Annotated in this window: 12 protein-coding genes; 5 read left to right on the top strand and 7 right to left on the bottom strand. The window is 35.9% G+C overall.

What is annotated here, in order from left to right:
• Together K5R64_RS15280 and K5R64_RS15275 are read right to left on the bottom strand one after the other, a co-directional pair.
• Positions 1 to 3,133, bottom strand: a 3,133-nt coding sequence (locus tag K5R64_RS15280; RefSeq protein ID WP_220764666.1) for an HYR domain-containing protein, incomplete at its 3' end; no start/stop codon positions are given.
• A gap of 436 nt (positions 3,134 to 3,569) precedes the next feature.
• A complete protein-coding gene (locus K5R64_RS15275; protein WP_220764664.1) occupies positions 3,570 to 4,568 on the bottom strand; it encodes a GntR family transcriptional regulator in 999 nt (332 codons plus the stop codon).
• Between the two features lie 100 nt (positions 4,569 to 4,668).
• On the opposite strand from K5R64_RS15275, the gene K5R64_RS15270 reads away from it, so the two are divergent.
• The 5 genes from K5R64_RS15270 to K5R64_RS15250 all read left to right on the top strand — a co-directional run bounded on the left by K5R64_RS15270 (position 4,669) and on the right by K5R64_RS15250 (position 11,073).
• A complete protein-coding gene (locus tag K5R64_RS15270; RefSeq protein ID WP_220764662.1) occupies positions 4,669 to 5,721 on the top strand; it encodes an aldose epimerase family protein in 1,053 nt (350 codons plus the stop codon).
• Between the two features lie 52 nt (positions 5,722 to 5,773).
• On the top strand, positions 5,774 to 6,940 hold the full coding sequence (galK, locus tag K5R64_RS15265) for a galactokinase (protein WP_220764660.1): 1,167 nt from the start codon (positions 5,774 to 5,776) through the stop codon (positions 6,938 to 6,940).
• Positions 6,941 to 6,946: 6 nt separating this feature from the next.
• Complete coding sequence (locus tag K5R64_RS15260) at positions 6,947 to 7,996, top strand: UDP-glucose--hexose-1-phosphate uridylyltransferase (protein ID WP_220764658.1); 1,050 nt, start codon at positions 6,947 to 6,949, stop codon at positions 7,994 to 7,996.
• Positions 7,997 to 8,075: 79 nt separating this feature from the next.
• Positions 8,076 to 9,095 carry a UDP-glucose 4-epimerase GalE gene (gene galE, locus K5R64_RS15255; protein ID WP_220764656.1) on the top strand — a complete coding sequence of 340 codons (1,020 nt, stop codon included), beginning with the start codon at positions 8,076 to 8,078 and terminating at the stop codon, positions 9,093 to 9,095.
• A gap of 325 nt (positions 9,096 to 9,420) precedes the next feature.
• The gene (locus K5R64_RS15250; protein WP_220764655.1) at positions 9,421 to 11,073 is read left to right on the top strand and encodes a sodium/sugar symporter; all 1,653 of its coding nucleotides are present in this window, start codon (positions 9,421 to 9,423) and stop codon (positions 11,071 to 11,073) included.
• A gap of 275 nt (positions 11,074 to 11,348) precedes the next feature.
• On the opposite strand, the gene nagB is transcribed toward K5R64_RS15250, so the two are convergent.
• From nagB to K5R64_RS15225, 5 genes are all read right to left on the bottom strand, one after another.
• Positions 11,349 to 13,277 (bottom strand): glucosamine-6-phosphate deaminase, encoded by a 1,929-nt coding sequence (nagB, locus tag K5R64_RS15245; RefSeq protein WP_220764654.1) that lies wholly within the window; start codon positions 13,275 to 13,277, stop codon positions 11,349 to 11,351.
• A 29-nt stretch (positions 13,278 to 13,306) separates the two neighbouring features.
• A complete protein-coding gene (locus K5R64_RS15240) occupies positions 13,307 to 14,635 on the bottom strand; it encodes a sugar MFS transporter (RefSeq protein ID WP_220764653.1) in 1,329 nt (442 codons plus the stop codon).
• A gap of 279 nt (positions 14,636 to 14,914) precedes the next feature.
• Entirely contained in the window at positions 14,915 to 16,618 is a 1,704-nt protein-coding gene (locus K5R64_RS15235) for a RagB/SusD family nutrient uptake outer membrane protein (RefSeq protein WP_220764652.1), read from the bottom strand.
• A 19-nt stretch (positions 16,619 to 16,637) separates the two neighbouring features.
• Positions 16,638 to 19,769, bottom strand: a complete 3,132-nt coding sequence (locus tag K5R64_RS15230; protein WP_220764651.1) for a TonB-dependent receptor — start codon at positions 19,767 to 19,769, stop codon at positions 16,638 to 16,640.
• Between the two features lie 1,238 nt (positions 19,770 to 21,007).
• On the bottom strand, positions 21,008 to 21,718 hold the full coding sequence (locus tag K5R64_RS15225; RefSeq protein ID WP_220764650.1) for a LytTR family DNA-binding domain-containing protein: 711 nt from the start codon (positions 21,716 to 21,718) through the stop codon (positions 21,008 to 21,010).
• Between the last annotated feature and the right edge of the window lie 25 nt (positions 21,719 to 21,743).

The following is a 21,743-nucleotide window of genomic DNA, read 5'->3' as shown; positions in this document are numbered from 1 at the left end:
CGATATTATCGGTAATAGTAACAGTATAAGAACAGGTCGCAAAATTCCCAGCAGCATCTTCTACTCGGTAGGTTACAGTGGTGGTGCCTAAATTGAAGCTAGTTGTTCCTAAAGTATTGATACCAGAAGTTGGCGAAGTGCCTGTAGTAGTACCAGTCAACGTCCAGGTCAATTTGGTTACCGCACAATTATCGGCGGTAGTAGGATTGGTTGTGGCAACAGTTTTGGTACAACTGCCAATATCTACATTTTGAGAAATAGTGCTAGGACAACTAATAGTGGGGTTTATATTGTCATTTACAGTTACAGTGTAAAAGGACGAAGCGGTATTTCCAGCGGCATCTGAAACTGTATAAGTTACAGTGGTTGTTCCTAAGTTAAAAGTTCTGGTTCCAAGATTGTTGATGCCAGTTGCAGGTGAGCTAGCAACGGTTGCTCCTGTCATGACCCAAGTTAGTTGAGTTACCGCACAGTTGTCAGCTGTGGTAGGGCTGGTTGTGACTACTGATTTGGTACAGCTTCCTGCGGCCACAGTAGTTGTAATATTAGTAATTGTGTTGATAGTAGGACTGATGTTGTCGGTTACATTGACTGTATAAGCACAGGTGGTAAAATTTCCAGCAGCATCTTCTACTCGATAAGTAACGGTGGTTGTACCTAAATTAAAAGTTCGAGTACCAAGATTATTAATTCCAGTGGTTGGAGAAGTGCCTGTTGTAGCACCAGTTAGCGTCCAAGTTAATTTAGTTACTCCACAGTTATCCGCTGTAGTTGGATTAGGAGTGGCAACACTAGCGATACAAGTACCAGCACTTACATTTTGAGAAAGGTTAGAAGGACAACTGATAGTAGGCGCGATATTATCGGTAATTGTAACAGTATAGGAACAGGTCGCAAAATTCCCAGCAGCATCTTCTACTCGGTAGGTTACAGTGGTGGTGCCTAAATTGAAGCTAGTTGTTCCTAAAGTATTAATACCAGAAGTTGGCGAAGTGCCTGTAGTAGTACCAGTCAACGTCCAGGTCAATTTGGTTACCGCACAATTATCGGCGGTAGTAGGATTGGTTGTGGCAACAGTTTTGGTACAACTGCCAATATCTACATTTTGAGAAATAGTGCTAGGACAACTAATAGTGGGGTTTATATTGTCATTTACAGTTACAGTGTAAAAGGACGAAGCGGTATTTCCAGCGGCATCTGAAACTGTATAAGTTACAGTGGTTGTTCCTAAGTTAAAAGTTCTGGTTCCAAGATTGTTGATGCCAGTTGCAGGTGAGCTAGCAACGGTTGCTCCTGTCATGACCCAAGTTAGTTGAGTTACCGCACAGTTGTCAGCTGTGGTAGGGCTGGTTGTGACAACTGATTTGGTACAGCTTCCTGCGGCCACAGTAGTTGTAACATTAGTAATTGTGTTGATAGTAGGACTGATGTTGTCGGTTACATTGACTGTATAGGCACAGGTGGTAAAATTTCCAGCAGCATCTTCTACTCGATAAGTAACTGTGGTTGTACCTAAATTAAAAGTTCGAGTACCAAGATTATTAATTCCAGTGGTTGGTGAAGTGCCTGTTGTAGCACCAGTTAGCGTCCAAGTCAATTTGGTTACCGCACAATTATCAGCGGTAGTAGGATTGGTTGTGGCAACAGTTTTGGTACAACTGCCCGTATCTACATTTTGAGAAATAGTGCTAGGGCAACTAATAGTAGGCGCAATATTATCGGTAATAGTAACAGTATAAGAACAAGTCGCAAAATTCCCAGCTGCATCTTCTACTCGGTAGGTTACAGTGGTGGTGCCTAAATTGAAGCTAGTTGTTCCTAAAGTATTGATACCAGAAGTTGGCGAAGTGCCTGTAGTAGCACCAGTCAGCGTCCAGGTCAATTTGGTTACCGCACAATTATCAGCGGTAGTTGGGTTAGGAGTGGCAACACTAGCGGTACAAGTACCAGGGGTTACATTTTGAGAAATGTTAGTAGGGCAACTGATAGTAGGCGCGATATTATCGGTAATAGTAACAGTATAAGAACAGGTCGCAAAATTCCCAGCAGCATCTTCTACTCGGTAGGTTACAGTGGTGGTGCCTAAATTAAAGCTCGATGTACCTAAATTATTGATGCCTGTTATAGGTGAACTGCCTGTAGTAGCTCCAGAAAGCGTCCAAGTTAATTGAGTAACTCCACAATTATCCGCTGTAATGGGATTTGGAGTTGTAACGCTAGCAGAACAAGTTCCTGAAGCTACATTTTGAGAAATATTGCTAGGGCAACTAATAGTTGGGTTTACAGTGTCTGTGCCAATATTAATAGTTCTGGTTTCAATATTGGTAGCTAAGGCACCGGTGGTAACTTCCAAAGAGATTAAGTGTTCGCCAGTTTGTGTAGGAGTAAATGAGGTTGAGGTCGTTTGAGAACTGTTTGTAAGGCTTCCCGAAGCAATGGTGGCGGTCGTATTATCAGGATACCTAATATTCCATTTGTAAGTTACATTTGTTTCCGTGCCAGAATAGCCTCCTGCTAAGTTAAAAACAGAACATATAGAAGCCGTGACTGGATTAGTTGCTGGAGTTGAAATTTGGGCATTTACATTACCACCAGCAGCTACGACTTCCCCAAAAGTATATACATTTGAACCACCACCTACACAAGCAGCATACCGATTAGTACCAATATATATTTCGGTGTTATTATTGCATGTTCCTGTAAAATTCCCCCCATTTTCTAATGTAATAATTGCTGAAGAGGGTAAATTTAATCTCACTTTAGTTAAGTTGAAATGAAGTGCCCCTCCGTCAATATCTAAAGTTGAAGTGTCTAATGTAATGGTGTTTGGTAATGAAGCAGGGCTTAGATTTAAGGTTCCCTTCACAATAACAGTACCCATAGAAATCGTAGATAGATTCGTTGAAATCGTAATAACATCGCCAGTTAGAATAGTGACAGTATTTGTGCCCGGATTTTGCCCCGGGTAAGTTAAAGCGTCTGTCCATGCTGTACCATCATAAAATTCCCAAGAAGTAATTGCAGTCCAGTCTGCATTTACAGGAGATTTAGTACGATAATCTCCATTGACTTGACTATAGCTAATTAAGTAATTAAAAAACAATAAGAATATTAAAAAGTACTTTTGTTTCATAGTAATACTTATTAAAATATTCGATAAGGACAGTAAAGCAATGCGAATTGTTATGCTTTCTGAAGTAAAATAATTTTTATTATCAAGGTGTTTTTGTCTACATCAAAAGTTATAATGATGTTTGAAGTTCATCTCTTTAAAGGGGTTAAAGAGTTTATAATTAATTAGTTGGTATATAACAAATTTAACGAATTCAGATTTTTTTTTGGGTCTAAATGCTTTTTTTTCGATTAAAAACGGTTATCTACCGTTGAATGGTTGGTTTCTAAAGTAAGGAGATATAACAGGGTTATCTGTTTGTAAGAATACCTGTGTAGTTAAGGTAAAAAGGGAAGGAAATGATAGTTCTTTAAAGATTTTATTTGGGAAAAGACTAGTTGGAAATTTGAATAACAAAACTTTTTTTGAACCGATGGAAATTGTTTGAAATGGCACGTTACAATGAGTTTCTAAAAATGATGGATGACTTATTTTCAATTTGTTCTTTTTTTCCTTTTAAAATCATTTGTGCCATAATTTTACCCATCGCTTCAAAATTGGTGGATATGGTCGTTATTCCGTTTGCAACAATTTTTTTCAAAGGCGTTTCGTTATAGGAGATCACGCCAAAATCTTTTCCTATTTGAAAACCTTGTGTTTTGGATTTTTCGATAACTTGAACCAAATCTCTATCATTTGGGATGACATACACATCCCCCTTTTTTAACTCTTGTTTTTTGAATTCAGTCATAATTTCAAAATCAAATTGTTGGTCGGTGCAAAATTTTTCAAAACCAATCTTCATTCCTAAGGGTTCTCTAAAACCAGGGAATATCATAATGAGCTTGTTGTATTTTTTTAACCGTGTTATCCCTTTTAAGAGGCCTTCGTATATGTCTTTGGTAAAATTTTGATACACCGCAGGGTAGTTTTTTAATTGCTCATTGGTTTGGTCCAGGATATAGACCTCGTTAACTGGTAGGGTTTTTATAAAGTCGCCGGCATTGGGTAAACTGGTAGGCATAATGATGTATTTGGTGTAATTTCCGTAAGCATCATTGATTAGTTTTTCAAAAACAGTGCTGTTAAAATGATGGAAAAAGATGTCAACCTGAGCATTTTTACCTATGTTGTGAAGAATGGAATTGTATAAATCTTCTTTGAAAATATTCAACTCATCAAATAATAAAAATATTTTTTGCTGAATGGCAATTTGGGTACTCTTCACGTAATAGCCTTTTCCTAAGATAGCATAGATAATTCCCCGCTTTTTTAGTTCGTCGTACGCAAGTAAAACGGTGTCTCTGGAAAGTGAAAATTCCATACATACTTTGTTAATTGAGGGTAGTTTTTCGTCTTTTTTTAGGATGCCGTTTTCAATAGTTCTTTCAATAGAAGTTATGATTTGTTTGTATTTTGGAACTCCTGAATTGGTTTCAATCGCTATAAGTTTCATGACAATTTTTTTTGCAAGATAATTAAAAAACTGGTAGGTACTGGTGTGTAAAACTAAGTTCTTGTCTTAAATTTGTTTTTTCGTATTTAATAAAAATAAAATGGAAATTAAACAGATATCGCATTTTACTCCTAATTTTGTCATCAAATCATTTGGTTTAACGCCAGATGGCCAAATGGTAGAAGCTTGTGAATTAACTAATAAAAACGGAGCTAAAGCCACAATAATTACTTTTGGGGCTACATTAACTTCGCTTCAAATTCCGTTAAAAAATAATAAACTGGTAGATGTAGTTTTAGGTTTTGAAGATTTAGCTTCTTATATAAAATCTTTTGAATTAGAAGGTTCTCCGTATTTTGGTTCCACAGTAGGCCGTTATGCAGGACGTATCAAGAATAGTATTTTTGAATTGAATGGAAAAAAGATTCCGTTGAGTACCAATAATTTTAACCATTCGTTACACGGAGGGATTCAAAATTTTAGTCGAAAAATTTGGACGATTAAAATCGTGAAATCGGGGGAGAATCCTTCAGTGACGCTGACTTATGTGAGTCCAGATGGGGAAGAAAATTATCCTGGAGAATTAAGAGTTGAACTTACCTACACCCTTACTGAAGAGAACGAACTAGTATTAGAATACAGAGCGACCACTACTGAAGATACCGTTATTAATTTGACCCATCATAGTTATTTTAATTTGGACGGACACGAAGGGTCGGTTTTGACACAAGAATTGCAAATTCCTTCTGAGAAAATGGTCGAAATCACAAATGAAGGTGTTCCTACAGGCGCAATTGTACCAGTAGCCAACACTCCATTTGATTATAGAACCGCCAAATTATGTCCCGCTACTATCGACAATAGTTTTGTGATTGATAATAATGAGGCTGTGGTGGCTGCTTTAAAAAGCAATACCAATCACCTAAAGATGGAAGTAAAAACTGATCAGCCAAGTGTACATATTTATGTGGGTGGGAAAACGGCAACGGAATTGGTAAATAAAGCGGGTGTTGCCTATCATTCGCAAAGCGGCATCTGTTTTGAAACGCAAAATTTTCCTGATGCGCCTAATCAATCACAGTTTCCTAACGCTATCTTAAAGCCTTTTGAAACCTACAAACAAAAAACAATCTATAAATTTCAAGAGCTTTAGTTTTTGACTGTAACCAAAAATAATTTTTCAAATAATTTCAAATAGCACTATAATGAATGAGATTTTAATTAACGACACTACTTCGTTTTATCAAAAAACGTTTAACAGTCCTGCGGATAAAGTTGTCTTATCACCAGGGAGAATTAATATAATTGGAGAACATATCGATTATAATGACGGGTACGTGTTACCAGCAGCAATTGATAAGATTATTTGTTTTGCTTTCAAAAGAAATAATTCAAAAGTTGCTAAAATTCACGCTATTGATTTGGATGAAAAATTTGAAATTGATGTAACCGAAAAACAAGAATTAAGCGATTGCGTTTGGACAAACTACTTACGCGGTGTTTTGCATCAGTTGCAGTTAAAAGGATATGAAATCGAAGGATTCAATTGTGTTTTTAGTAGCAACATCCCCACGGGTTCTGGATTGTCGTCTTCTGCGGCTTTGGAATGTGGTTTCTTGTTCGGAATCAATGAGTTGTTTCAATTGGGAATTAAGCCTATTGACATCGCTTTAATGGGGCAAAGTGCTGAACATTGGGTAGGAATCAATTGCGGGATTATGGATCAGTTTTCTAGTGTTATGGGCGTAGAAAACAAAGTAGTAAAAATTGATTGTAAAACCTTAGATTATACCTATCACGAAGCAAATTTTGTAGATTATTCTTTGATTTTGTTTGATAGCAATGTGAAGCACTCGTTATTCACTTCAGAATACAATACGCGTCGTATCGAATGTGGTGAAGGACTTGAAATTATTAAGGCTAACTATCCGGAAATTACCAGTTTTAGAGATTGTAAGGAACAGCATGTTACTAGTTTACAGGCTAAAATGACGGACAATGTTTATAGAAGAAGTTTGTATGTTGTAAAAGAAATCCAAAGAGTTATACAAGCGTGTGAAGCATTGGATAAAGGTGATATTCTTACACTAGGCGGATTGATGTTTGATACTCATGATGGTTTGTCTAAGGATTACGAAGTAAGTTGTGCTGAATTAGATTATTTGGTTGAATTGGCAAAAGCGGAGGAGAATGTTATAGGGTCAAGACTGATGGGAGGAGGTTTTGGAGGCTGTACCATCACTTTGGTTAAAAAAGGCAGTGAAGAAGCAGTAAAAACAAAGTTTGCTAAACTGTATGCTGACAAATTTGGGATTGATTTAAAAATACATGATGTAAAAGTATCGAATGGTACATCACTTTATAAAAACTAAATGAAAATGAGAAAATTTGATATTAACGAAGATCCACATAGAAGATATAATCCATTAATTAACGAATGGGTATTAGTCTCTCCTCACAGAGCTAAAAGGCCTTGGCAAGGTCAAAAAGAATCAATTGCCGTTGATGACCGACCAGAATATGATCCTGAATGTTACTTATGTCCAGGGAATGTAAGAGCGAATGGTGTTTCGAATGATAAATATGAAGGGGCTTTTGTTTTTGAAAATGATTTTGCGGCTTTGAAACAAGAAGAAATTGATTTTGAGGACAACGGAAGTGACACTTTTTTCAAAGCAAGACCAGAACGTGGTATATCGAGGGTAGTTTGTTTTTCACCAAAACACAATTTGACACTGCCTGAAATGGATTTGGATACCATCGAAGACGTTATCAAAACGTGGCAAAAAGAATATACCGAATTAGGAGCTATTGATTACATCAATCATGTTCAGATTTTTGAAAACAAAGGAAGTGTGATGGGATGTAGTAATCCGCATCCTCATGGTCAAATTTGGGCACAGTCTTCATTGCCAACACAAGTGGAGAAAACACATAACAATTTAAAGGCCTATTATGAAAAATATGGAACCAATTTGTTAGTGGATTATTTAGAAAAAGAATTGTTGTTAGAAGAACGTATTGTGGTCGAAAACGAACATTTTGCGGCATTAGTTCCTTTTTGGGCTGTTTGGCCTTTTGAAACTATGATTATCAGCAAACGTCATATTACTAAAATAACTGATTTTACGGCTGATGAAGTAGCTGCCTTTGCTGTGATTTTGAAACAATTAACGGCTAAATATGACAATCTTTTTGAAACATCTTTCCCGTATTCTTCTGGAATCCATCAAGCACCAACTGACGGAAAAGACCATCCAGAATGGCAATTTCACATGCATTTTTATCCACCATTATTGCGTTCAGCATCTGTGAAAAAATTCATGGTAGGTTATGAAATGATGGGAGAATCTCAGAGAGACATAACGGCTGAAAAAAGTGCCAAAATGTTAAGAGATTTATCTGATATTCATTATAAAACAAAGTAAATATGTGGTAAGTTTGTTGGCATAGGATGCATATAGAATTCATTGACAAAACAATACACACATTTTAAAAAAATTAGATATGAAAATAGTAGTAACAGGAGGTTTAGGTTTTATAGGTTCTCATACTGTAGTTGAATTACAAAATGAAGGGTATGAAGTAGTAATTATTGATAATCTTTCTAATTCTTCTGAAGAAGTATTAAAAGGAATTGTAGCCATCACGGGGAAAACACCTCTTTTTGAAAAAATGGATTTAAGAGAAAAAGCTTCTGTACAGCGCTTTTTTGAAAAATATACTGATGTTGAGGGGGTTATTCATTTTGCAGCATCAAAGGCTGTAGGGGAGAGTGTAACCAATCCCTTATTATATTATGAAAATAATATTGCCTCACTCGTGTATTTGTTGCAAGAATTAGAGAAGAAAAAAGAAGCCAACTTTATTTTTAGCTCTTCTTGTACGGTATATGGTCAAGCAGATCAGTTGCCTATTGATGAAAATGCAGCCATCAAACCAGCCATGTCTCCTTATGGAAATACCAAACAGATAGGGGAAGAAATTATTACAGATGTAGCCAAAGTAAGTGGTATTAACGCCGTTTTATTGCGTTATTTTAATCCAATTGGTGCGCATCCATCGGCTGAGATAGGGGAGTTGCCAATAGGAGTTCCTCAAAATTTAGTTCCTTTTATTACTCAAACAGGAATGGGGTTACGCAAAGAGTTAATGGTATATGGCGACAATTATCCTACTCCTGATGGAACCTGTATTCGCGATTATATCCATGTGGTTGATTTGGCCAAAGCCCACGTGGTAGCTTTGCAGCGTTTATTAGACAAAAAGAACATAGAAAAAGTAGAAATTTTTAACCTTGGGACAGGAGTAGGTAGCTCTGTTTTGGAAGTAATTAAGAGTTTTGAAAAAGTAAGTGGTAAGCCATTTCCCTATAAAATTGTAGAACGACGTGAAGGTGATGTTACAGCAGCTTACGCCAGTACAGATAAAGCCAATCATGTGTTGGGTTGGAAAACCAAATCAACACTAGATGAAGCTATGGATAGTGCTTGGAAATGGGAAACCAAAATTAGAAGCAAGCAATAATACTTTTTGGTTACAAAAAACACGAAAGAATTTTCGTAGTGAATCTGCCGTTGTCAATTCTTGTTTTAAAATATTTATTAACTATAACGTTATATAATAGGTCTTTTAACAGTAAAGCGGTGGAAAGGGATGTTTTTTGATAAATATTCAATTGTGTTTTTTGTATCATTGCAAATCTATATTTAAAAGCGTGTTTTTTTGTGTTATTCGTTTTTTTGTCAAAATGAAATGAAGGCTTGCTTTTACTGTTATCGATACAAAATCGTATTTAAACTTTGAACTAAATATATTAAAACTAAAAAAACTATTAATTAAACAAAAAACTATGGAGACAGGATTTGGTTTTATAGACTATGCAGTCTTTGCTGCTTATGCAGTATTAATCTTAGGGGTTGGATTGTGGGTTTCTCGAGACAAAGAGGGCGAGCAAAAAAATGCCGAAGATTACTTTTTAGCAAGTAAATCATTGCCATGGTGGGCGATTGGTTCATCATTGATTGCGGCTAACATTTCAGCGGAACAATTTATCGGGATGTCGGGTTCTGGTTTTGCCTTAGGTTTGGCTATTGCTTCGTATGAGTGGATGGCAGCATTTACGTTGATTATCGTAGGAAAGTATTTCTTGCCTATTTTTATTGAAAAAGGAATTTACACCATTCCAGAATTTGTTGAAAAACGTTTCTCAACCAATTTAAAAACTATTTTGGCTGTCTTTTGGATTGCATTGTATGTTTTTGTGAATTTAACCACCGTATTGTATTTAGGAGGTTTGGCTATCGAAACCATTTTAGGGATTGATATGATGTATGCTATCATTGGATTGGCTTTGTTTTCAGCGGCATATTCTTTATATGGAGGATTATCAGCGGTAGCATGGACAGACGTTATTCAGGTTATATTCTTGGTATTAGGAGGTTTAATTACAACGTATTTGGCGTTAAACACTGTTTCAGATGGAGCAGGAATGTGGGAAGGAATGAAAACAGTCTATAATGCAGCCCCAGAACGATTTGTGATGATTTTGGATAAATCAAATCCAGAATATATGAATTTACCTGGAATTGGGGTTTTAGTAGGTGGACTTTGGGTGGCCAATATTTACTACTGGGGGTTCAACCAATACATTATTCAAAGAACGTTGGCTGCTAAATCATTGCCTGAAGCTCAAAAAGGAATTTTGTTAGCTGCCTTTTTAAAATTATTAATACCATTTATTGTTGTTATTCCTGGGATTGCCGCTTATGTAATGGTAAATGATATTGAGATTATGACTAGATTAGGAGATGTTGCAAAAGAGAATTTACCAGGAATAGGTACTGCTGATAGAGCTTATCCATGGTTATTGCATTTCTTACCGGCTGGATTAAAAGGATTGGCTTTTGCGGCTCTTGCTGCTGCGATTGTATCATCATTGGCCTCGATGTTGAATTCAACTTCAACTATCTTTACAATGGATATCTACAAACAATACATTAATCCTCAGGCTGACGATAAAACTACGGTGAATGTAGGTCGAATTTCAGGAGGTGCTGCTCTACTTATTGCGGTAATTATGGCACCACTTTTAGGAGGTATTGATCAAGCATTTCAATTTATACAAGAATATACAGGAATTGTGAGTCCAGGTATTTTAGGGGTGTTTTTATTAGGGTTGTTTTGGAAAAAAACTACGAATAAGGCGGCTATTTGGGGTGCTTTGGCATCAATTCCAATTGCTTTATTCTTTAAAATTGGACCTAAAGGATGGATTGAAGGCGACATGTTCCCTGTATTACCATGGATGGACCAAATGGGATATACTACTTTATTGACAATGTTAGTTATTGTGGTGTTGAGTTTAATGCAAAACAAAGGTGAAAATGATGCGAAAGGAATTCCATTAAGTAAAGAATTCTTTAAAACAAATCAATTGTTTAATATTGGTTCCTTTATCATCTTAACTTTATTGGCTGTAGCTTACGCCTTTTTCTGGAAATAATAAGAATTAAGTTAAATAGGAAAACTGCCTTATTTACTATCTAAAAATAGTAGGTAATGCAGTTTTTTTTGCTTTTACATTTTTTTATCTTAAAGAAGCTTTTTTCCTAAAAATGAAATAGGAACTTCTAAATTGTTCATTATTTGGATTGAAAGATATATTTGTCTGCAATTGACCAGCAAATGAGTGATCAGTGAGATGGTATTTTATAACCAAAAAAATCCCGTCAAATCAAATTGTTGACGGGATTTTTTGGTTTTTATTTGGATGGAATATTAATACATCCATCTCACAAAGGCTTCCATAGCCGCATAATGAGACAAACCTAATTGGTCATAAATTTCAGCAGTTTCCTTGTTTCGGTCTTCCGCACGTTGCCAAAACTCTCTACTGTCACTCCCTTGAAACACCACACCGTCTTTTTGAGATTGGTGTTTAAAAATTCCTTTTCGTTTTTCTAATACTTGATCCGGTCCCATAGGTACAGCCATCTCAATTTCATCGATACCCCATTCTTGCCAAGCTCCTCTGTACAACCAAACCCAACAATCGTTCATGAATTTTTTTGGTTTCAGGTTTTTAACGGCTGCAAAAATAGCATCGAGACATACTTTGTGAGTACCATGTGGGTCAGCGAGATCACCCGCAGCATAAATTTGATGAGGTTTTATTTTTTCGATTAAGTCCATGGTTAACTGAATATCTTCTTCCCCTAAAGGTTTCTTTTCAATAGTTCCTGTTTCGTAAAAAGGAAGATTCATAAAATGGATTTGCGCATCTGGAATCCCAATATAATGACAGGTCGCTCGTGCTTCACCTTTACGGATTAAGCCTTTGATATAGCGTACTTCGGGAATGTCGATATCGCTATTCTTTTTGTTTTTTAGGAACGTTTCGGTCTTTTTATAAATGGCTTCTGTTTCCGTGTTTTTAATACCAAACTTCTCATTATAATCCACTACAAAACTAGCAAAACGCAACGCTTCGTCATCGGCAACAGCAATATTTCCAGAGGTTTGATACCCTATATGAACTTCATGCCCCTGTTCGTGTAGTCGTTTGAATGTTCCTCCCATACTAATGATATCATCGTCAGGGTGCGGACTAAAAATAAGTACTCTTTTTTTGGCTGGTTCTTTGCGTTCTGGACGATTGGTGTCATCGGCATTGGGTTTACCCCCTGGCCAACCTGTAATGGTATTTTGTAATTTGTTGAATATTTTAATATTAATATCGTAAGCAGGTCCAGAATCAGCCAATAAATCACTCATTCCGTTTTCGATATAATCCGCATCGGTGAGCATCAAAATAGGTTTTTTTAAGTGTAAGGCTAATGATAATACGGCTTTTCGAATCAACTTATCAGTCCATACAATTTTTTCAACCAGCCAAGGTTTGTTAATACGAGTAAGTTTTGAAGCAGCAGCCTGATCTAGAACAAATGTTGCATTGTTGTGTTCTTGTAAATAGGAAGCAGGAACGAGATTCGTCACTGTATCTTCTACAGAGGCTTTGATAATATTGGACTTTCCTTCACCCCAAGCCATAAGAATAACTCTTTTGGCTTCCATTATTTTTTTAACTCCCAATGTGATGGCTGTACGGGGCGTGTTATTTAGTCCTGAAAAATCGCCACTAGCAGCTACTCTGGTGATGTGATCTAGGGCTACTAAACGTGTTTTAGAGTTTTGTAGTGAACCCGATTCGTTAAAACCAATGTGGCCATTTCCTCCGATACCTAGAATTTGCAAGTCGATTCCACCTAGTGCTTCTATTTTGGTTTCGTATTGACTACAATACTGTGCAATGGCTGCTTTGGATAACGTTCCGTCAGGAATATGGCAGTTTTCAGGTAATATGTCTATGTGATTAAACAATCGCTCCTTCATAAAACGCACATAACTATTTATAGAATTGGGTTCCATAGGGTAATATTCATCTAAATTGAATGAAATTACATTGTGAAAACTCAACCCTTCTTCTTTATGAAGACGTACTAATTCAGCATAAAGTCCTTTAGGAGACGAGCCAGTAGCTAATCCCAAAATGCAAGGTTGTTTTTGGGCTTGTTTTACTCGTATTAAATCAGCTATTTCTTGGGCAACTGCTTTTGAGGCTACAGTAGCATTTTCAAAAACGATTGTTCCTACATTCTCAAATCTTTTTTCAAAACTTGTTGCTTTGTCTATACTGCTCTTTAACATGGTGTTTTATTTATTTCTTATTTTTAATTTTAATTTCGTGACCAACTCTTATACTTGTGACCCCATAAGGCAAATAATAAGATGATACTATAGCAAGGAATAAGTATCCAATAACTACTGGTTGATGCTTTGGCTAAAGCATCCATTTCACTAAGTCCGCTGGTGATAAGTTCGTGTTTAGTGGCATCCACAATTTTTCCATAAAAAGGAGGGATAATGGCGCCGCCGGAAATTGCCATAATCAATAGCGCTGAGCCCGTTTTTGTAAATGAACCTAAGCCTTCCAACGTTAAAGGCCATACTGCTGGCCAAACCAATGCATTTGATATTCCTAAGGCAGCAACAAATAGAATAGAGGTAAAGCCTGTAGTTGTTAATATGCAAATGCTGAATACAATACCCAATACAGCACTTATGATCAGGGCGGTTTTTTGGTTCAAAAATTTAGGGATTAGTACAACGCCAAGCCCGTACGTAAATACCATTGCCAATAAGGTCAATGTAGTAAAGAACTTCGCATCGGCAGCGGGAAAACCTAATGAGATTCCGTAAGCGATGATGGTATCCCCAGCAATTACTTCGGCACCTACATACACAAAGAGTGTCAGGACACCTAACCATAAATGAGGGAAATGAAATATAGTTTTTTTTGAGCTGCTGTCTTTTTCGGATGTTGTTTCATTATTAACTTCAACATGAGGCAACGGAGCATTTCTAATTAACAAACCTAACACCAGTAGTACTACGGCCATGACTAAGTAAGGTACAAAAACACTGTCAGCCATAGTATCCAAAAGGATTCCTTTTTCTTCAACAGAAACGCTTTCTAGTTGCTGTTTTACTTTGTCTATACCAGATAATAGTAAGGCACCAAAAATTAACGAACCCAAAGCGCCAGCCACTTTATTGGCAATTCCCATAATGGCAATACGCTTGGCACCACTTTCTATAGGGCCTAAAATGGTAATATAAGGATTGGCAGCCGTTTGTAAAATGGTCATTCCTAGACCTTGAATAAAAATCCCTGTCAAAAAGATCCAATAGGTTCTTGCTTCGGCGGCAGGAATAAAAATTAAGGCACCTATTGCCATTATTATTAATCCCAAAGACATTCCTTTTTTATAACCAATTTTAGTTAAAATATATGAAGCAGGGAGTGCCATCACAACAAATGAAATATAGGATGCCGAGGCTACTAAGTAGGATTGAGCATCAGTTAATTCGTTGATGGTTTTCATAAATGGGATAAGAGCACCATTTATCCAGGTGACAAAACCAAAGATGAAAAACAAGCTCGCTATGATAATAATAGGAACTAGATTGTTCTTAGAAGGTAAATTGCTTTGGGCTTTTGTCATAAATTTTGGATTTAAATACTAGAAATTTTTTAAAAGTATATTTTTTAACAACTTGAAGTGTTTACTCAATATTAATTAGTCTTTATTTATTAACCTAATAGTATCACCACAGGCTAATGAGTGTTATTTAAGAATTCAAACAAAGGAAGCTGTCCAAAAATAATATTCAATTTTTGACTAGTCTTGAAGACTTTAAACAAAACTGTATCAATAAATGATTGGTTTTAGTTGTTGTCAAAATACGATTATTATACCTTCTTGGACAGCTTCATTTTAAAATTAGTTAACCCATCCTGGATTTTGTGGTAATAAATTTGGGTTAAGAGTTAATTCGTCAATTGGAAGTGCTTGTAAATAATCTCTATCCGGTTTAAATGCATAACCAGCGGCTACAGATACTTGAAATGGGTCTAAATAGCGTTCGGAATCTATTCTTTGATTAGCAGCCCAACCTGTTTGATAATAAGCCCCTCTAGGTCTTTGTACTACAAAAAGTTTGTGAGCTCTCCAACGCATTAAATCGTCAAATCTAAATCCTTCAGCAATTAACTCAACAGCTCTTTCTCTTCGTATTTCTTGAAGAAGTGGAGTTACAGGATAACCATAATCCGGCCAATTTGGGTCAGTTACAATGGCTGTCATATTGAGGTTTGGCATACCCGCTCTTTGTCTTAATTTATTAATTGAAATGTTAAGGTCATTTTGTGTAATAGTACCTAATTCGGCTTTTGCTTCAGCATAGATTAACAAGGCTTCGGCATATCTCATAATAATTTTAGCCGTATTTCTTGTAGCCGCATTTGTAGCAGGGTCAAAATTAGGAATACGATACTTTTGTGATTCATAACCTCCTACTGCAGCATTATTAGTGGTGAGGATAGGGGTTGTAAATAAGGTAGTAGTTCCATTGACAGCTACTGAACGTACATCGCCAGGAACCATCACAATAGCTGCCAATCGAGGGTCTCTATTGGTTTCTAGTACTGAAAGGGATTGATCTCCTTGATAAAGTGGACTTACAGCAATAGGTAATCCGTCCTTGCAAAGGAAATTTCGTATTGCAAAGCGAGTGTACGAACTTCTATTAGGCCAAATCTGAGCTGAATTACCATAATTGGTTCCAAAAGTTACAAAATCGTACTGTCTCCATAATATCACCTCGGTATTACCATTTAATGTAATTTGATTGAACAAACTGCCATAATTGCTATGCAAAGTAAAAGCGCCTCCATCTATGATGGCTTTAGCTGCATCGGCTGCTTTTTGAAGGTAATCGGTACCTGTAGAACCAGCTACACCAAACGCAGTACCACTGTGGTATTTTTCCCATGTCCCTTCGTATAATGCTATATGCGCTTTTAATAATAAGGCTGCTTCTTTATTTATTCTTGGATTTGTTAAAAGTTGGGCTTTGGTTTTTAATTTAGAAATGGCGATATCAAGGTCAGCAAGCATAAAGTCCACTACTTTATTACGTGGGTCTCTGCCTTTGTATAAATAATCAACATCCGTGTGTTTTAGATATTTATCAATAATAGGCAAATTACCATAGTTTTGTAATAATGAATAATAATAAAATGCTCTAAAGAAGTAGCCTTCGCCAGTGTACTGTGCAATTTCGACTGGGTCACCAGTAGCTTTAGATACATTGTCTATAAAATAATTTGCTTTTCGAACATTTGCCCAATTCCATACGGAATTGCTTTTAGCAGTTGGGACGTTAGTATTTCCCAACAATCTGCTAGAAGGAGCAGTTCCAATGAGCAAATCGGAATCTGAATCGGGTAATTGAGAAAAACCAAGACTCACAGCTCCCCATCCAGGTAAATTTTGATAAAATGAGTTGGCATATAATTTTAAATCTGCTGGTGTTTTCCAAAACTCAGGTTCTGAAATTTCATCTAATGGATTCTTTTCTAAAAATTCGTCACTACAAGAGAAAATAGAGAAAGAAACGACTAAGAGGTATATATATTTTTTCATGATTCTTGATGATTTAAATTTAGAATGAAATGTTTATTCCAGTTGATATTATTTTAGCTAACGGATAGGAATAGGCGCTTCCAAAATTTCCTGGAGTAGTTTCTGGATCATAGAACATCAGTTTAGATACCGTAAATAGATTTTCTCCAGTCATAAAAAATCGTATTTTATCTATTTTACATTTAGAGGTTACTTCTTTAGGTAAAGTATAACCTATTTGGACACTTTTTAGTCTTGTATAGGCGCCATTTTGAATGTAACGATCTACATTAAAACGATAGTTTCTGTTGTTGTCACCTGGATTGGCAGCGTAGGGTTTTGGAAAATAAGCATCTGGATTTGCTCCTAAAGGACTGCTGTCATCTCTCCAATAATCCAGATGTCCAGTTAATACATTGGCGTGTAACGGACCTTGAGCAGGCCCTCTAAAGCGTTGGTGATTAGAAACTAATACATCTCTTTTTCCTACACCTTGAAAGAACATATTTAAATCAAATCCTTTCCAATTGCATCCTAAAGTAAGTGAGTATTGGTATCGAGGTGTTGTATTTCCAATAACTGAAAAATCACCTGAATTGCCCAAAGTATTGGTCCCGTTATTAATAAAACCATCACCGTTTAAATCCACATATTTAGTGTCTCCTGGTGTCCAAGTAGCATTTACAAATGATTGGTTGACAACTTGATTACGTTGTGTAACTTCCTCTGCGGATTGAAACCATCCTTCCCATTTTAATCCCCAAATATCTCCTAAATCTTGGCCTGCAAAGTAGTTTGATAATAAATTGGTTGGGTTTGGGTACTCCACAATAGATCTTTTATAGTCTGAAAGTACGGCTTTAACATGGTATCCAAAATTACCTAAGTTTTGTCTCCAGCTTACTTCGGCTTCCCATCCTTGTACGCGTGAAACACCAATATTAGTCAATGGTGCTTCGGTTCCTAAAACGCCAGGTAGAGAAGCGCCTCTAGCCGCCATTCCTTCAATATCGGTACGGTACCAATCAAATGACATGTTTAATTTGTTTTTAAATGCCCCAACATCGATACCAACATCGGTTGTTTTTACAGTTTCCCAAGTAAGGTTGTTACTGGTGAAATCAGGTGTATTTGCGAAAAAATCCCATTGACCATTAAACAAATAAGTTCCGTTAGAAATAGGAATACGAAGAATTGACAAGTAGTTATCCACATTTTGGTTTCCTAAAGTACCGTAAGTAGCACGAAGCTTAAACATATTTACATAGTCTTTAAGAGGCCAAAAATTTTCTTTGGCCACATTATATCCGGCTTCAAAAGAAGGATATCCAGAACGTTTTTGACCTTCTTCAAAACGAGAAGAACCATCTTCGCGATAGGTAAATCCAAAGAAATATTTTTCATTGTAATTATAATTCAACCTAGAGAATACACTTTCAGTACTCCAATGAGAAATAGCATCAGTGATTAATTTTTGACCCACTGCGGTTGAAATGGAGGGAACATTATCAGACAATAAATATAAGGCTGAACCCGATAAATTATATACTTCATATTTTTCACTTTGATATCCCGCTAAGATTTTAAAATTATGGTTTCCTAATGATTTGGTATAGCTGGTAAATAAGTTAGGAGAAAAATACTCATTCGTAAATAAAGTAGGACGTACTTGAGTTGATTCTTTCTCTGGTACAGAAACAACGGTACCATTAGGTTGTTTGTATTGATACTGTAAAGCAGTAAAAATTTGCCTATTGTTATTTCTCTTGTAATTGTATTGCAAATTAATTAACCAATCTTGAATGGGTTCAATGGTAATTCTAGGTAATAATATCACTTGGTTGTCTTCGTTTTTTTCCCTTTGAGTTGACCACAATGGATAGACCGCTTGAACAAGTGGTTCTCCATATAGAGGGTCAACTGTTGGTAAAGTAGGTTTTAGCTTTGAAAGCAAATCAAATACACGTCCTCTACCATTAACAGTTCCTTGACTATAATCCCAAGGAAATTCGTCTTTGCTTTTTAACATTTTAGTTAAAAGTTCAAAACTTAACCATTTGTTGGGTTTAGCTGCTATTTTTGCATCGAGATTGTATCTTTGAAAAGACTCACCACCTACTCTCAACAAGCCACCTTCGTCATAGATTCCTGCTGATACATAGTAATTTAACTTTTCGTCTCCACCAGTAATATTTAAGTTGTGTTTTTTTCTTTCAGCCCAGTCTTTAAAAAGGAAATCTTTCCAATTTGTAGCTCCTGTAGCATCGATACCAAAACTAGATTGGTCCCAGTTGTCGTTGGTCGCTGTAGGTACTAAGGTAGGAGCACTTCCTGGAATAGCCATATTTTGTTGAATCCATCCTAATTGTTGCGCATCATAATATGGAGTACTTCCAATATTTTTTGCAGCATCATTCATTACAAGTGCAAAGGTATAAGCATCCACCTGATCTGGCCATAGAGTAGGTTGTGAGATGGAATAATTACTGGAGTAAGATATTTTCATACCACCTTTCATGTTTTTACCACTTTTTGTCGTAATGAGTATTGCTCCACCCGCCGCTCTGGCACCATAAATAGAGGCTGCTGCCGCATCTTTAAGGACAGAAACCGTGGCAATATCTTCAGGGTCTATGTTGTTAATTTCCATTTCAATACCATCAATAAGTACTAATGGTCCTGATTCTCCAATGACTCCAATACCACTACTGGTAACAAAACCCCTGATATTAATATTGGAAGAAGCACCTGGCTCACCGCCAAAACTGGAGTTTGTTATTTGAAGGTTTCCGACAGCTCCTTGTAAAGCTTGCGCTGCATTGGAAACTGGCCTGTTTTCAAAAACTTCAGAGCCAATTTGTGTAACCGATGCTGTAAGGTTTACTTTTTTCTGTGTTCCATACCCTACTACAACTACTTCCTCAAGTTTAGAAACATCCTCAAGTAAAGTAATTTTAAAATTAGTTTGATTGTTTAAAGGGACTTCTTTAGTTACAAAACCAAGAAAGGATAAAACCAATGTAGCTTTTGGATTTGAAACATTTAACGTAAAATTACCATCAAAGTCTGTTTGCACTCCTTTAGAAGTACCTTTTTCAAGTACATTTACTCCAGGTATAGGTTGCCCGTTTATGTCTTTAACGGTACCCGTTATTTGGAGTTGTTGGTCCATTCTGTCAATTGTATTTATTTTAGATTCTTCTAGAACTATAGGCGAGCTAAAGGCACTAGTGAAGCATAATAAAACAAAAGAATTTAACGAAGCAATTAAAAGTTTTTTGCTGGGACAAATTAAAATTTTGTTTAGTTTAATTTCCATAAATGTTATTGGTGTTAGGTTGTTTAGTAAAAGATGTAAACTTTAATAAAGTGGTATTTTAGTTTTAGTTTTTAAGGCATTGTACTCGATTTTTTAAGTTAATATTTAGAATCGTATTAGGTCAAAAAAGTGTTTTCAATTCGTAGAAAATAATCTTAAACGGTATTGGTGGCTTGTAAATAATTCGTTAATAGCTTTTTGGGCTGTGTTTTGCTTTGAGAAGTGGGAAAAATTTACCTTTTTCTTAGCTAAAATTTAACGCCATTTTAAGCTCTTTTTTAAATATAAAATAAACTTAAAAATTTTGTGTAGATTAAATTCTATATTTTCGACAAATAACTACTCCTCTTCGATAAAGAAATAAATACAGTGTTGTAATGCGATAATTTAGCTCCTGAAAAAATGCATAATTATCGGCTTATTTTTCAATTTGTTCCTAATTTGTTAATGATATGGAAGGAGTAGTTGCAATTTGAAATTTTTTTTATAAATCTTAAGTAGAGTTCTAACTTGGTACTTTCAGCGTTTCTGGCTTTTTCTTTTAAATATTACACCATAGATTCGTATAATCTAAAAGAGTAATGATTACCCGTTAGGTATAATTATTAAAAAAGTCAGTTCAAGTGTTTTTTGTGGAGAGAAAGGGAATAAACGCACACGAAGTGATGTGTATCGAGAACCGTTTTTGCTGCTATTTTCTTGTTCTCGATACAAATTTTATGAAAAAGCTATTCGCATTTTCTGAAAATTTATTCGAACCGACGAGGAAACATCATCAAAACCTAATTACCCCCAACGGTTTAATGATTATAAAAATTTACGAATCTGGGGCGGAATGATATCCCAACCTTTCAGGCTACTAACTAAACCTATCAACTTCAAGTTGGTGGGGATAGTTTTTTGGAATGCTTGTGGGGTGAAGGAAGACTGAATTTTTTCGTTTGCTACAAATTGTATCCCATTAAATGAAATGTTTTTGAGAGCTGTTTGGGTAATGGTAATGAAGAGGGGGTTTTTAGTACTAAAAAAAAGCTCCGATACTTAATCGAAGCCCATTTCTTAGAGTTATAGCGTAAAGGGAATGCACATTATTATAATGAGGAATTTAAGATGCGTTGTTTGACTTCGTCTATATAAGATCTTCCGATGACATATCTGATGCCTTCAATTTCGATGCTATTACCTTCTACTGCGTCAATTTTGTCAATTGCAACGGTATAAGAACGATGGATGCGTATAAAATCTCGAGCGGGTAGTAAATCAGTAAAATCGGATAGCGTACTGTGGATGATGAATTTGCCTGAGGTGGTACTTATTTTTAAATAATCTTTTAGTGATTCAATAACGAGAATTTCATCTAAAAAGATTTTTTTCATTTTCTTTTTATCAATTTTTACAAAGATATAAGGATGGTCTTTGGAGTTGTCTTGAAAACTTTTATTGTTTTCTAATCTTCGGTTGATTTTGTTCAGCGCTTTCATAAATCGAGGAAATTCGATTGGCTTCACTAGGTAATCTAAGACATCTAACTCATAAGTTTCGAGTGCAAATTCTTCGTATGCTGTTGTGATGATAACTAGGGGCGGATTTTCTACACTTTTAATAAAGTTGATACCATCAAGTACAGGCATGTTAATATCAAGAAAAATCACATCGATGAGATTGGTTTTCAAAAAGTTCAAAGCCTCAATGGCATTACTAAACGTATTGATAACCTCATAATCCTCAATTTGTTCCAGGTAATTTTTAATAACATTAATCGCTAGCGGTTCATCATCAATAATTAAACATTTTATTTTCATCACTTTTATTTTCTTTTTATGGTGA

It is taken from the genome of Flavobacterium sp. UMI-01 (assembly GCF_019656315.1).
Lineage (GTDB): Bacteria > Bacteroidota > Bacteroidia > Flavobacteriales > Flavobacteriaceae > Flavobacterium.
This window is presented reverse-complemented; position numbering and strand designations above follow the sequence as displayed.

Excerpts from the sequence above, each read along its gene's own strand:
- K5R64_RS15230 (WP_220764651.1), bottom strand. The coding sequence starts at position 19,769 with ATGGACCAACAACTCCAAATAACGGGTACCGTTAAAGACATAAACGGG.
- K5R64_RS15225 (WP_220764650.1), bottom strand. The coding sequence starts at position 21,718 with ATGAAAATAAAATGTTTAATTATTGATGATGAACCGCTAGCGATTAAT.
- K5R64_RS15260 (WP_220764658.1), top strand. The coding sequence starts at position 6,947 with ATGAGAAAATTTGATATTAACGAAGATCCACATAGAAGATATAATCCA.
- nagB (WP_220764654.1), bottom strand. The coding sequence starts at position 13,277 with ATGTTAAAGAGCAGTATAGACAAAGCAACAAGTTTTGAAAAAAGATTT.
- K5R64_RS15275 (WP_220764664.1), bottom strand. The coding sequence starts at position 4,568 with ATGAAACTTATAGCGATTGAAACCAATTCAGGAGTTCCAAAATACAAA.
- galE (WP_220764656.1), top strand. The coding sequence starts at position 8,076 with ATGAAAATAGTAGTAACAGGAGGTTTAGGTTTTATAGGTTCTCATACT.
- K5R64_RS15240 (WP_220764653.1), bottom strand. The coding sequence starts at position 14,635 with ATGACAAAAGCCCAAAGCAATTTACCTTCTAAGAACAATCTAGTTCCT.
- K5R64_RS15270 (WP_220764662.1), top strand. The coding sequence starts at position 4,669 with ATGGAAATTAAACAGATATCGCATTTTACTCCTAATTTTGTCATCAAA.
- K5R64_RS15250 (WP_220764655.1), top strand. The coding sequence starts at position 9,421 with ATGGAGACAGGATTTGGTTTTATAGACTATGCAGTCTTTGCTGCTTAT.
- galK (WP_220764660.1), top strand. The coding sequence starts at position 5,774 with ATGAATGAGATTTTAATTAACGACACTACTTCGTTTTATCAAAAAACG.
- K5R64_RS15235 (WP_220764652.1), bottom strand. The coding sequence starts at position 16,618 with ATGAAAAAATATATATACCTCTTAGTCGTTTCTTTCTCTATTTTCTCT.